Source organism: Cyanobacteria bacterium GSL.Bin1 (genome assembly GCA_009909085.1).
GTDB lineage: Bacteria > Cyanobacteriota > Cyanobacteriia > Cyanobacteriales > Rubidibacteraceae > Halothece.
Genome location: JAAANX010000187.1, coordinates 1 through 13,145 on the forward strand (window position 1 = coordinate 1; position 13,145 = coordinate 13,145).

General features: G+C 45.2%; 12 protein-coding genes. 3 read left to right on the forward strand and 9 right to left on the reverse strand.

The genetic code is table 11. The features are described from left to right. Positions 1–181 precede the first annotated feature (181 nt). The 4 genes from GVY04_21285 to GVY04_21300 form a co-directional block, all read right to left on the reverse strand. Positions 182–1,384: a family 10 glycosylhydrolase gene (locus GVY04_21285; protein NBD18565.1), complete on the reverse strand. Its 1,203-nt coding sequence runs from the start codon at positions 1,382–1,384 to the stop codon at positions 182–184. Positions 1,385–1,460: 76 nt separating this feature from the next. Then, entirely contained in the window at positions 1,461–2,108 is a 648-nt protein-coding gene (gene cbiM, locus GVY04_21290; GenBank protein NBD18566.1) for a cobalt transporter CbiM, read from the reverse strand. After that, positions 2,108–2,581, reverse strand: coding sequence for a carboxypeptidase regulatory-like domain-containing protein (locus GVY04_21295; protein ID NBD18567.1), 474 nt, complete (start codon positions 2,579–2,581; stop codon positions 2,108–2,110). The genes cbiM and GVY04_21295 overlap by 1 nt, the downstream gene beginning before the upstream one ends. Before the next feature lie 18 nt (positions 2,582–2,599). Beyond that, entirely contained in the window at positions 2,600–3,445 is an 846-nt protein-coding gene (locus GVY04_21300) for a DUF4382 domain-containing protein (GenBank protein ID NBD18568.1), read from the reverse strand. 335 nt (positions 3,446–3,780) lie between these two features. Here GVY04_21300 and GVY04_21305 point away from each other — a divergent pair, with 335 nt between their 5' ends. Further along, positions 3,781–4,902, forward strand: a complete 1,122-nt coding sequence (locus GVY04_21305; protein NBD18569.1) for a tetratricopeptide repeat protein — start codon at positions 3,781–3,783, stop codon at positions 4,900–4,902. Here GVY04_21305 and GVY04_21310 read toward each other — a convergent pair. Next, the gene (locus GVY04_21310) at positions 4,888–7,437 is read right to left on the reverse strand and encodes a DUF3536 domain-containing protein (protein NBD18570.1); all 2,550 of its coding nucleotides are present in this window, start codon (positions 7,435–7,437) and stop codon (positions 4,888–4,890) included. The genes GVY04_21305 and GVY04_21310 overlap by 15 nt on opposite strands. A gap of 191 nt (positions 7,438–7,628) precedes the next feature. Between GVY04_21310 and cax the strand changes: the two genes are divergently transcribed. Then, positions 7,629–8,750, forward strand: a complete 1,122-nt coding sequence (gene cax, locus GVY04_21315) for a calcium/proton exchanger (protein ID NBD18571.1) — start codon at positions 7,629–7,631, stop codon at positions 8,748–8,750. 28 nt (positions 8,751–8,778) lie between these two features. On the opposite strand, the gene GVY04_21320 is transcribed toward cax, so the two are convergent. Further along, the gene (locus GVY04_21320; protein ID NBD18572.1) at positions 8,779–9,354 is read right to left on the reverse strand and encodes a hypothetical protein; all 576 of its coding nucleotides are present in this window, start codon (positions 9,352–9,354) and stop codon (positions 8,779–8,781) included. 167 nt (positions 9,355–9,521) lie between these two features. On the opposite strand from GVY04_21320, the gene ilvD reads away from it, so the two are divergent. After that, positions 9,522–11,207, forward strand: coding sequence for a dihydroxy-acid dehydratase (gene ilvD / locus GVY04_21325; GenBank protein NBD18573.1), 1,686 nt, complete (start codon positions 9,522–9,524; stop codon positions 11,205–11,207). Between the two features lie 53 nt (positions 11,208–11,260). Here the strand turns inward: ilvD and map are convergent, their stop codons facing one another. The 3 genes from map to GVY04_21340 all read right to left on the reverse strand — a co-directional run bounded on the left by map (position 11,261) and on the right by GVY04_21340 (position 13,129). Then, the gene (gene map, locus GVY04_21330) at positions 11,261–12,025 is read right to left on the reverse strand and encodes a type I methionyl aminopeptidase (GenBank protein ID NBD18574.1); all 765 of its coding nucleotides are present in this window, start codon (positions 12,023–12,025) and stop codon (positions 11,261–11,263) included. A 39-nt stretch (positions 12,026–12,064) separates the two neighbouring features. Beyond that, positions 12,065–12,718: an ATP-binding cassette domain-containing protein gene (locus tag GVY04_21335; protein NBD18575.1), complete on the reverse strand. Its 654-nt coding sequence runs from the start codon at positions 12,716–12,718 to the stop codon at positions 12,065–12,067. Between the two features lie 195 nt (positions 12,719–12,913). Then, positions 12,914–13,129: a 4-oxalocrotonate tautomerase gene (locus GVY04_21340; GenBank protein ID NBD18576.1), complete on the reverse strand. Its 216-nt coding sequence runs from the start codon at positions 13,127–13,129 to the stop codon at positions 12,914–12,916. Positions 13,130–13,145 lie beyond the last annotated feature (16 nt).

Here is a 13,145-nt window from a genome sequence, read left to right on the forward strand (position 1 = left end):
GTTTCTTGAAAGAGAGATTTTCGAGAGTCGGTTAATTCGATGGAGTCTGTGTTCATTAACCTTCCGTCGATACATGACTTCTCTTTCATTGTAAAAGGACGATTTATTTATTGCAGCACTCTAAAGGGTAAGGCGTGTTGTCTCATTCTTGACTCGCTTTTTCCTACTCTGTCAACAGAACCTAGGAAAATGACATAAAAATTTCTCGACTGGCTGGAAACAAAAAGAGATTGTAAAGGGCTTTTTCTCGTTCAGTGGGCGACTCTTCTCCCCATTTCCAGAGACTTTCATAGAAAAAGAACGACATTCCGGCAAAACCGCGATCGCGCACTTCTTTGACTTGCTGCTCAAGAATGGGCATCGGCATCGAACGATTTTTTAAGCCACTTAAAATGCCAATCGCAACTGGAATATGAGAGTTGGCTAGCTGCACTTCTGTGCGTTGTAATTCATCTACAAAACGCTCCATATCGGAGCGATAAACTTGTAAGACTAGTTCTTCAATATAACCTTTTCGTTCCCAAGTTAACCAATCTTGCAAATGGGCCGGTAAAGCAAAATGAAGGGGGTTGGGAGAAACCGAAACCAAACAATCCGGATTGGCCGCTTTAATTGTATGAAAAACTTTCCCCATAAATTCATTGAGTTGATCCGCACGCCAACGCACCCAAAAGGTTTCTCGGGGTTCCTCAGGGGGAGTCTCATTCACATCCCACTGGTAAAGCTGAGTCGTGTAGTCATCATAACCAAACGCAACCGGTAAACCAAAATGATCGTCAAATTGAATCCCATCCACATCGTAATTGCTAACAATTTCTGTGATTAAATCCAAAATAAATTGTTGCACGTCGGGATGAAAGGGGTTTAACCAGACGACTTCATCTTCACCTTTGACCTCAACCGTACTGCCATCGCGGCGCTGGGTTAACCATTCGGGATGTTGTTTAGCCAAGGGCGAATCAACGGGTAGCATAAAACCAAACTCAAACCAAGGAATCACGGTCATTCCTAATTGATGACCTTTGTCTAGCACTTCTTGCAACATATCTCGTCCTTGCAAGCGTGAGTCAGGATAAATGCTTTCGCCAAAGCGATTGGTGGTGACCTGACTGGGATAGAGAGAATAGCCTCCTTGCCAAACGGTCGGATAAATCGTGTTCAGGTGAATATTATCTAAACGCTTTAAAGCCGACTCAACGCCCCGGGCTGAAAATAAAATTTCGCTATCTACATTCGTCAGCCAAGCCCCTCGAATTTCTCTTTGGCTTGGCAATCCATAACTTTTAACAACCGCTTGTAAACCGACAATAACACTGACAAAAACGGCCAGAAAAATAATGAATTGATGTTTCCTTCTCAAGGATGGCTTCCCCCAAACAATCATGGATCTGTAATTGTGCGATTAGTTACAGTTAACCAGCAACTTCATTCCTAATCCCTCTATTTTTCAGGGGAATTGATCAATTGTCAATTGCATCGGAAAGGAGTTCCGGTTTAACCCGTCGGAAAAAGGAAACGAGCAGCATGGTAAAAGTTCCCTCAATTACGGCTTGCACACTGTAACCGGCTAAACCAATATAGATCGCTCGCCGTTCTAATTCTGCATTAACTTCTGCCGGAATGGTTGTCACTACTAAAACCGTAAAAATCAGTGCGGCTAGCCCTAAGGCACCGCCACCGGCGAGGAAAGCAAAGGCATTTGCCCACCGTTCTCCTTGGGGGAAAGAATGATGGAGTTGAAAAAGATGATAAGCGAGTATGGCAGGAATCCCCATCATCGCTGCATTCACTCCCAGAGAAGAAAGTCCGCCATGTTGGAACATAACCGCTTGAAAAAATAAACCAATCAAAATGGCAGGAAAGGCAAAGTATCCTAAGACGACGCCGACTAACCCATTCAATACTAAATGAATACTCGAAGGGGGAATGGGAATATGAATTAAGGAAGCGACAAAAAAGCCAGCTGTCAGTAAAGACGCTTTCGGAATTTGCTCACTGGGGTTATGAGAACGACTAATTTTCCGTAGAGAGTACCAAGTCATCCCCCCGGTGATCGCATAACCGCCGATGGCAACTGTAGGTGGTAAAATTCCGTCTGGAATGTGCATTATTTTTTCTCGGATTGATTACGGGCAAAGAAAAGGGCAGTACCAATAAATCCCCAAATCCCCAAAGCAGCCATCATTGCTTTTTGTAGTGGGGTGTAATTTCCCCCTCGCCAACTATCACTCGCTTGGGCTTGATTAGCAGCGGTAGTTGCTTCCGTATTCTCTACCGGAATACTCACCAAGTCGCCATGTCCGGACTGACGGACTTTCACATCCCAATCACCGCTGATATCGGGATCCGGAACAAAGACAAATGTCCCCTCTTCTGTCGTCGTTCCCTTTAACCAAGGCTTGGTGGGATCACTGGGGGCATAAACGGTAACTTGCGCGTTTGCCATCGGTTCCCCACTGTCGTAAGTGGCACGAATTTCGATCGCGCTGGTTCTCCGATGTTCAATCGCCGCCCCATGAGCGAATACGGGGGCAGCACTGAAGAAAGAAAGGGTTAAATAGAGAAAAAATTGCCAACGCATATCAAAATTGAGTGGAGTTTAAGCTTCTGTTTCTTTACAATGTCCTTCGCCCACATGACCTAACCCTTGAATCGCTTTCTCTAGAGTTTGATAGTTTTCTGGGGAAAGTTCTTGCTCTAAGGTTGCCAGATCGACATTCAGGCTACCATTATCGGCTAGTTCTGCCATGGGATCAAAGCCCACGGCACCGGTATTAATCGCATCATCAGCCGGTGCTTCGGCATCCCCAAAAATATGATCAAAGTGGAAGGTGGTTTCTAATTCCGTTTGCGTGTCGGCTTCTAAGAAACCTTTGCGGGCATCGCCCACATATTCCCCACATTGATAGGCCAGGGGTTTGTCTAGATTTAAGACAAAATCAATGGTGCGGTCCTCTTTTTGTGCCGTTCCTTCTAGAACCATCGCACTATTCACGTCTCCCGCTTCTGGCGTGACAAGTTGCCAGGCCAGGGCATTGTACATACCGGGGCTGGCTTTTTCTTCCGTCACCTGAATTGGAGCGGCTTCTGCGCCTCCAGCGGCTAAATCAACTGTTGTCGGTTCACTGACTAAGGTCACTTCGTTTTTTGCCTGAATGTCTTGATCTTGATCAGGGTCAAACGCTGGCTCACTTTGATAGGCGGTCACATCATTAAGGGTGACGTAAACATGATCAAAGTCAACTTGCCAACCATCTTTAGTAACAAATCCTTGACGCACAAAATCTTCACCATTGGCAACGAGTGTAATTGTTCCGGAACCGCTTGTTGATGGCGATTCGCTGGTTGTTGTTTCTTCATCGGAGGGGGTTGTTCCACCACAACCGAGTGTAAATAAGGGAAGTCCAATCGCGAAAGCGGTTAATAATACTTGTTGTTTCACCAAATTTTGCCCCTACAATCTTCTTACAATCTCTCTTGCTTAGCTTGCTAGTTTTTGCTTAGAATTTCAATACCCCCCTAGGGGATATCTCAAAATTGGATCAGAGTGACCATTATTTAAACATTAGGGAAATACTGTCTTGATGCAAGCGTTTTTTCATCGTTGATAACCCCTAATTTTCCTAGCCGTTCATCATCCCCAATCCAAGCGAAAGCAATAACCAATGTTGACGATTGGGAACACAGATCAAAACAAGCGTTTGCGATATTGTTAATTTGTCCCTTGCACCATAAGATATCAATTGTTAAGTCTTGCTTTATTTAAAAGTGATTGAATGAATGATTGTGCATAAAATTAGCCGTCTGGGAAGTCTCGTCATTGCTGCTGCTGTTGCGCCAATTGTTTTCTTGCCCTCGATCTCGCTCAGTGAAAGGATAGAAGTGAACTTTCAGGAAAATACCCAGCTTGGCCAAGAAAATCGCCAAGATGAATTGCGTCAGTTATTGGAGCGCGGACGAAAATTGGCAGATGCGAAGGAATATGAAGCGGCAACGGCAGTGTATAAAAAAGCGGCTGGTCTCGGTGCGAATAATCCTAAGATTTTCTCAGGTATTGGCTATCTCGAAGCCCAACAGGGGAATTATGAGACGGCGGTTTGGGCGTATCGCCGAGCGGTAGAACTGGCGCCCGATAATGCTGAGTTCTATTATGCTTTGGGTCATACCCTAGCGAAAATTGAAAAGTATTCCGAAGCGTCCACCGCTTTTTTCCGGGCAACCGAATTGGACGAGCAAAAGCTAGAAGCCTATTTAGGGTTAGGGGCAGTGCTCTTACGTCAAAATGATCGGGCAGGCGCTTCGGCAATCTACCAAAAACTTTTGACCATTCAACCTAATCACGTAGAAGCGAATGCAATTTTGGGGTCTTTACTCGTCCGACAAGGGAATTATCCCGCCGCGATCGCGCACTTAAAAAACGTTATTCAGATCGCTCCCCAGGAAAGTTCAGCCTGGTTTAATCTCAGCACAGCTTATCAGCAACAGGGCCAATTCTCTCAAGCTTTGGCAACCATTGAAACGTTCTTGCAACGCTACCCGAATCAGGGGATGGGCTACTATTACCAAGGAAAACTACTGGAACAAGGAGGTGACCGACAAGCGGCAATATCAGCTTATCAACAAGCGATCCGTCTCGATCCGCAACCGGTTACAGCCTTAGTTGCCTTAGGAGAAATCCAACTGAAGCAACAAGATTATTCACAAGCGATCGTTACGTATCGTCGCCTCACCGAACTCGTTCCCGATAATCCCAGTATTTATTACAATCTAGGGCTCGCCCTCAAAGGACGCGAGCGACCCAGTGAAGCCAGACAAGCCTTTCAAACCGCTTATGAACTGTATCGGAAAGTGAAGCATCAAGATGGCAAAGATCGCTCCCAGATGCAACTACGAACCCTGTGATTCCAATTTTTGTAGCCAAGGACGAACATCAACTGCTAAATCGAGTCCCAGTTGCAGCAAACTGCGTAGTTCTTGAGACAATCCTTGTTGGGAATGGTTTTGTAACCAGTTGTAGTAGAGTTCTTGGCAGCGATCGAGCATTAGTCCGACATCGAGTAAGTGTCCCAAATCAATCAGCCGTTTCGTATATTTGCCAGTTGTCGGATCTTGGGGACAGTTATGAAGTAAATGCCACAGCGATCGTAAAGTGAGCCGTTCTAAAATTTTTCTGCCCTCTGGAATCTCCAAGGTGAGTTCTAAACGATGGGCTTCATTGGTCGTCATTTCCAATTCCTGCAACAGCTCGTTGCGCGCGGCAATATCCTCTTCCACTTGTTCTAGCTGCTGTAAACTGTTTAAGCAGCGCTGAGAAAGCGTAATTTCGGCAGCCACCTGTAGCTCTCGGGGAACGGGTAAGCGATCTTGATGAAATGCCACTAAAATACTGTAATTATCGCGATAGATCTGAGTGTAAAGTTCGTGCAAGCGGTTTTTAGTTTGTTGGGCGAGTTGCTGCATAATCTCCATCCGCTTCTCCACCAAGAGATTTTCTAAGCCCAATGACTGTTCTCCAAAGTGGGCTTTCATAGCTAGAATTGTCTTCCCTACGCTGCCGTGTTTAAAGGTGCCAAAGATTTGTTCGAGCTGCATAACATAAGTAGTTCGTCCCGGAAAGGGTTGCACGCAGCAATGAAAGTCCCATCCCCCTAGATGTAAGACAGCAAAAACGACATGGGCAATTTCTCCGGTGGTGCGGGACTGCATTTTTAATTCCCCCATGGCTAAGGTGAGAGCGCCAATGGTTTGACGATGGTAGTCTTTTTGTGTCACATTATATGCGTAATGATAATCTTGCTTCGGTTGCGCTTGGAATAAAGAACTAAAGGCGTAGTGGGCAGCAATTTGTTCGAGGGTAATTTGAGCGGGCTTGACCAGATACTGATAAACCTCAGCACCATTTTGGAAATTTTGGTTATTACTGGGGGCTTGGGCGAGTCGTCCTATAAACTCAGTTTCCAGGAATTGGCCGGAGACGGTTTCTGCTAATTCGATCGCGCGGCAGGCATACTGTAAAATTTGTACCCCTTCGGGACGAGAAATTTCCTCAAAGAACCAACCGCAACTGGTGTACATGAGCAGGGCATTGCGTTGCATTTCTAGCAAGCGTAAAGCGGTAACTTGTTCTTGGGGGCGGAGCGGGTGATTGCGATGATGCAGGAGAAACGACATGACCTGAGCGCGATCATGCAAGACTTGCAGATAGTCATTACGAGCTGCCCACGGATCAACAAACAGTTTGCTCCCTTCTGTCGTAAAAATTTCTGCCAGCTGATCTCGCAACCAATCTAAACTTGTTCGCAGCGGTTGGCGCCAATTTTGCTGTGAGTGAGCACTGCCCCCGCAACCGCAAGCACTGCGCCAGCGTTCTATCCCATGGGGACAACTCCAAGAACTGACGGGCTTAAGCATCACTTCCCAGGTTGGGAGATTTTGGCTAAGATAATGCCCATAGTTGGTCACTTGCCAATCTCGGGCAGGAAATTCACGAGTAAAGGCATAAGCTAGGGATTTTTCGGTTCCGGGTTTATGGTGACCAAAGGTTTCGCCATCTGTCGCCACATTAATCAATTGTGAGGGCAGATGACCCCCTTGAATGGCTTGTCGGAGGCGTTCGGCAAAATATTGCGAGGTCTGTAAGACATCATGAAAGCCCATATCTGCCGAAATTGGACCATCGTAGAAAAAGATATCAATAAATTGGTCAGAGTCAACAAAACAGCGATAGGGGCGGGAGGGATTAATTTGAGACCCGCCGACTTCGTGCCAGATCCGAGGGGTCGAATTGTCCTGACTCGGCAGAGGACGACAGCGCTGGGCTTGGGAAGGAGAGAGGATAATGAAACGAATCTTTTCTGCAATCAGGGCTTCTAAGGTGGGATAGTCCACAGCGGTTTCCGGTAGCCACATGCCTTCCGGTTTCCGTCCAAACCGCCGTTGAAAATCTGCTTTTCCCCAGCGAATTTGCGTAATTTTATCTTCCCAGTTAGCCAGGGGAAGAATGAGATGATTATAGGGTTGCGCGATCGCGTTGCCATGTCCATTGAGGCGTTCACAACTGGCGCGATCGGCTTCAATTATCTTTTGATAAACCTCTAAATCGTATCGTTCTAGCCAGGACATCAAAGTCGGACCAACATTAAAACTGAGGTACTCAAAATTATTAACAATATCAATCACTTCTCCTCGTTCATTCAAGACTCTCGCAAAGACATTCGGGCGATAACATTGATGATGAATCCGTTCATTCCAATCATGGAAGGGTTCTGCCGTTGGTTGCCGTTCAATGGCTTCTAAAAAAGGATTTTCTCGTGGCGGCTGATAAAAATGCCCGTGAACCGTCACATATACCCCCGTCTTGGTTTCTGATTCTCTTGCTGGATGAAGGGGTTTTAATAATTCTTTCATCACAGTAGCCCGACTGTCTTGACGATCCATATTGCACACCCTCCTTCTTAACTGACTTTAACTCTGACAATGATTATTTTTCTAAAAGTAATTTTGTTCAGGGAATTGTGCTTAATCTTACTTTTATATAAAGACTTTCAAAAAGTATCCCTGTATTCTATGATCAATGTTCAAATTAGGGTATTATCTATCATTAATTGTTAACTCTCCAGCTTAAAATGATGTTCAATCGCAATACCTTATGGTTTATTCTATTACTATTTGTTCCCATTTCAATCATTGGTCATTGGTTACATTGGGATGAAGTAACGATCTTTATCATGGCGAGTTTAGGGATTATTCCTCTCGCCGCTTTTATGGGTGAAGCAACAGAAGAAATTGCGGTTGTTGTGGGACCAACATTAGGGGGGCTCCTCAATGCAACTTTCGGTAATGCTACTGAATTAATCTTAGCTTTTATTGCTCTAAAAAGTGGTCTAATTAATGTCGTTAAAGCAACAATTACTGGATCAATTATCAGTAATTTATTATTGGTCATGGGCTTTGCCATGCTTTTAGGGGGATTGCGTTATAAAGAACAAATTTTTCAGTCGGAAGTGGCGCGGGTCAATGCGTCTTCTATGAATTTAGCGGTGATTGCCATTTTACTGCCAACGGCAGTTGAACATACCTCAAATGGAATTGGCGAAGCCACGTTACAAAAATTATCGGTTGCCGTTGCCATTGTGTTAATTATTGTCTACGGATTAACGCTTTTATTTTCAATGAAAACCCATGCCTATCTTTGCGAAGTCGGAGCAGTGGATCAACAGTCACAATTATCAGTTGAGTCCACTCCAACAGAAGCAGAAAAAAAGCCAGAAGATGTGAATCTTTGGTTCTGGGTTGGAATTTTATTTGTTGTTACAATTACAGTCGCGATCGAGTCAGAATTATTGGTGAGTTCGTTAGAAGCAGCCACAGAAAGTTTAGGGATTACTGCTTTATTTACAGGGGTCATTCTGCTTCCTGTCATTGGCAATGCAGCAGAACACTTTACAGCGGTCACGGTTGCCATGAAAAATAAAATGGATTTGTCTTTATCAGTTGCTGTTGGTTCAACGCTCCAAATTGCCCTATTTGTTGCCCCTGTCTTAGTAATTACAGGTTGGATAATTGGTCAACCCATGGATTTAGACTTTAATCCCTTTGAGTTAGTCGCAGTGGCCGTTTCAGTTTTAATTGCCAACTCTATTAGTTCCGATGGCAAATCCAATTGGTTAGAAGGAAGTTTACTCTTAGCAACGTATATTGTGATTGGGTTGGCGTTTTTCTTTCATCCGGTTGTCCCCGGAATTGGTTAACGTTTAATCACGATTCGTCATAGCCAGACTATCCTGTGACAAAAGGAAGACTCAATCTGTCATCTTGATAGAAACGATACAGTAATTCCTCGTCTTTAAACTCATGTTTATCCCAAGTGTGGTGTAGCCAACCTTGATCAATCAGTGACTGTCCCACTTTAACGGCATCCTTGCGGGAACAGTTGAGATAATCACATAACCAATCGACTAGTTCGGTTCCAATAATGGATTTTGGATAGACTCTCAGCTTCTGGCGATTGTTCTTGATTAAGCCGGAAGTTTCACGTATGGCTTCCACAAGTGCTGCTAAATCTTCCTTGGTTTCTGTCGTGGGCACGTTTTCGTCTAAGGGTTCCAGTTCCGAATCTTGATAGCACAGTACATATTTTTGATTCCGCTCATCCATTACTAAAATACACAGTTTGCCGGCATCCAGTTTTTCTCGGGCTTGTTGAATTGCAATCTCCCGTTCTGCTGCTAAATAAGATTCTCCTTTGGTAAATAACCATTGCCGATAAGCAATTGCAACCAGTTTTTCGACTTGTGAGTTATGACGTCGAATGGCTCGCTGAGGGCTAACTTGGTCAGCAGTAAGAATAAACATAGGATCAACCAGTCTGAATGGTATTACACTTATTATTGATTTTAATCATACATTTTTATTGCGGAAAGTAAAGTTTAAGGTGAAGAAATGCTTAAAAATCCCTGAGCATTCTTCCTCATTTTGCCCCAATCAACGCCAAAATAGAAAAGGACTTTGGAGAATTACGAATGTCAGATAATTTAAGAAGTAAAGCCGTTACTCAAGGGACACAACGCGCTCCCAACCGGGCCATGTTAAGGGCAGTCGGATTTGGGGATGACGATTTTACGAAGCCGATTGTGGGACTCGCTAATGGATATAGTACGATTACTCCCTGTAATGTGGGGATTAATGATTTAGCCCTCCGGGCGGAAGCGGCTTTTAAAGAAGCGGGAGCGATGCCCCAAATGTTTGGTACGATTACCATTTCCGATGGTATTTCCATGGGCACGGAGGGAATGAAATATTCTCTTGTTTCCCGTGATGTCATTGCCGATTCCATTGAAACGGTGTGTAATGGACAGAGTATGGATGGGGTGCTAGCGATTGGCGGCTGCGATAAGAATATGCCAGGGGCAATGATTGCCATGGCACGCCTCAATATTCCCTCGATTTTTGTTTATGGCGGAACAACCAAACCGGGACATTATGAGGGGAAAGATTTAACCATTGTCAGTGCCTTTGAAGCGGTGGGAGAGTATAGTGCGGGCAATATTGATCAAGCCCATCTCACTGAAATTGAACGCCATGCTTGTCCGGGGGCTGGTTCATGTGGGGGAATGTTTACTGCCAATACCATGTCCTCGGCGTTTGAAGTGATGGGGATTAGTTTGCCCTATTCTTCCACTATGGCAGCGGAAGATGCGGAAAAAGCCGATAGTGCTGAGAAATCGGCGTTTGCTTTAGTCGAGGCGATTCGTAAGCAAATTTTGCCCAGTCAACTTTTAACACGGAAGGCCTTTGAAAATGCGATTTCTGTGATTATGGCAGTGGGTGGCTCGACGAACGCAGTTCTGCATTTACTGGCGATTGCGAATACCATTGGTGTGGATCTGACCTTAGAAGATTTTGCGACAATTCGCGATCGCGTTCCGGTTTTATGTGACCTCAAACCGTCCGGTCGGTTTGTGATTACAAACCTCCATGATGTGGGTGGAATTCCACTCGTGATGAAAATGCTCCTGGAACATGGTTTACTTCACGGTGATACCCTCACAATTACCGGAGAAACCACCGCAGAAATCTTAAAAGATGTTCCCAGTACCCCACCCCCCAATCAAGAAGTGGTTCGCCAGTGGGATAATCCTGTGTATGCCCAAGGACACTTAGCGATTCTGAAAGGAAATTTAGCTGCAGAAGGGGCAGTGGCAAAAATTAGCGGCGTGAAAACACCAAAAATTACCGGTCCGGCGCGAGTGTTTGAGTCAGAAGAAGACTGTTTAGATGCGATTCTTGCTGGCAAAATTAACGCCGGAGATGTCGTCATTGTCCGCAATGAGGGTCCGAAAGGGGGTCCTGGGATGCGGGAGATGTTAGCCCCCACTTCAGCGATTATTGGCGCGGGTTTAGGCGATTCCGTGGGCTTAATCACCGATGGACGTTTCTCCGGTGGCACTTATGGTCTGGTGGTGGGTCATGTAGCCCCTGAAGCGGCGGTTGGTGGCAATATTGCCTTGGTAGAAGAAGGAGACACCATTACTATTGATGCTGCAGCGCGATCGCTGCAGCTTCATGTGAGTGATGAAGAATTAGCCCAACGTCGCAGCAACTGGCAACCGCCAGCGCCCCGTTATCCGCGCGGTGTTCTCGCTAAGTATGCCAAGCTCGTTTCTTCGAGTAGTTTGGGTGCAGTTACCGACTTAAATCTCACTTAGATCGGTCGAGTCATTGGGGCGGATCACGGTTCGCCCCAACTGAAATCCTGGGTCTATGCCGGTAAAGTTAAGATTTCAACTCCTTCTCGGGTCACCGCGATCGTATGCTCAAATTGAGCGGATAACTTCCCATCTTTTGTTACGGCTGTCCACTTGTCATCCAGCACTTGCGCTTCATAAGTCCCTTCATTAATCATCGGTTCAATGGTAAAAACCATGCCCGGACGGATCCGTTTTCCTTTTCCTTTAGTCCCGTAATGGGGGATTTGCGGTGCCGTGTGGAACACGCGATTAATGCCATGCCCCACAAAGTCGCGTACCACAGAAAACCCTTGGGCTTCTGCATACTCTTGAATGGCAGCGCCAATATCACCGATTCTTCCCCCCGGCTTGACCGCCGCAATCCCACGCATTAAGCATTCTTTGGTGGTTTCCACTAACTTTTTCGCTGCCGGTGAGGGGGTACCCACAATAAACATTCTGGAGGTGTCGCCATGATAGCCATCTAAAATTGGCGTGACATCAATGTTGATAATATCGCCATCTTTCAAGATTTCTTTTGCATTTGGAATCCCATGACAAATCACTTCATTGACACTGGTGCAAATCGATTTCGGGAAACCGTGATAGCCTAAAGGCGCACTGGTTGCCCCGTGGGCTTGGGTCCAGCGTTCCGCTTCATCATTGAGTTCTAAGGTGCTGACCCCAGGTTTAATCATTGTTTCTAGATGATCCAGGAGTGCTGCCGCTAACCGTCCAGCACTGCGCATTTTTTCAATTTCTCGATTTGATAATAAAGTAATCGTTTCGCTTCCCATGCGTTTGATTGATTCCTAGCAGATTCTATAATACTAAAATTAGCGATTTCCAATGGCTTGTGGCATCTCCACCGAGGATAATTCCCCATTTTGAATCCGCCAACACTGATCGGCCACTGACACTAATTCCTTAGCATCATGAGTGACCACTAATAGTGTCCAATGTTCTTTTAATTTTGCCAATAATTTCACTAATTGGCTGCGCATTGACCAGTCTAACCCGGCAGTGGGTTCATCTAACATCAGGACATTGGGCTGGCGGATTAATTGCACCGCTAAGGCTAAACGTCTTTGTTGTCCACCACTTAAGGCATGAGGCGAAGTATTCAAGGAAAGATGATCTAATCCCACTTCTTCTAAGGCATTTTTGACTTGGGTGAGACTTAACTCGGGATGACCAAAGCGCAATTCTTCTAGAATCGTTCCGCCACAAAAATGCCGTTCTGGAAACTGGAAAACCAGTCCGGCTAATTCTTGCAGATTATAAGACATGAGGGATTGACTCCCCCACAAAATTTCTCCTTTTGTTGGTTCGGCTAACCCCGATAAAATTTCTAAGAGAGTGCTTTTTCCAGAACCGCTAGGACCGATAATCAATCCTAACTGTTGGGGAGGAAGTTGTAGCGTGATTCCTTTTAAGATGGGTTCGGGAGTCGCGGGAGGATGATAAGTTAAATTTTTGAGATATAACATGCAGTGAGAGTAAAGACCTTAAAAGTATCAAGCCGAGCTATTCACTATTTTAAGGGAAAGCATGATTGTGGTGAGAGTCGAATTAATTTAGTAACTTCTATTTTGATATGCTTATTAGTTCTCTCAACTGCGTGTTCATCTGTTGGCACTTGCAAGCGCAAAGGATTAGTGCCTAAGGCATAATGTTGGCGACACTTATTCTTTGAGCACTGTTTGTTTGCGACTTGGCTTATCAATATGTAATTCACCGCCAACTGCCCAATTTTCTCGTTCAAATTCATCGATATGAATAGTGACCCATTCTGGTCGGGTTCCTAAATTTGCTACGAGGGTATCGGTAACAGCTTTCGCCAATTTACGCTTGTCTTCAACGGAATGACCGTCGGCAATTTGAATGGTAACAAATGGCATGGTATAACCTCCAATG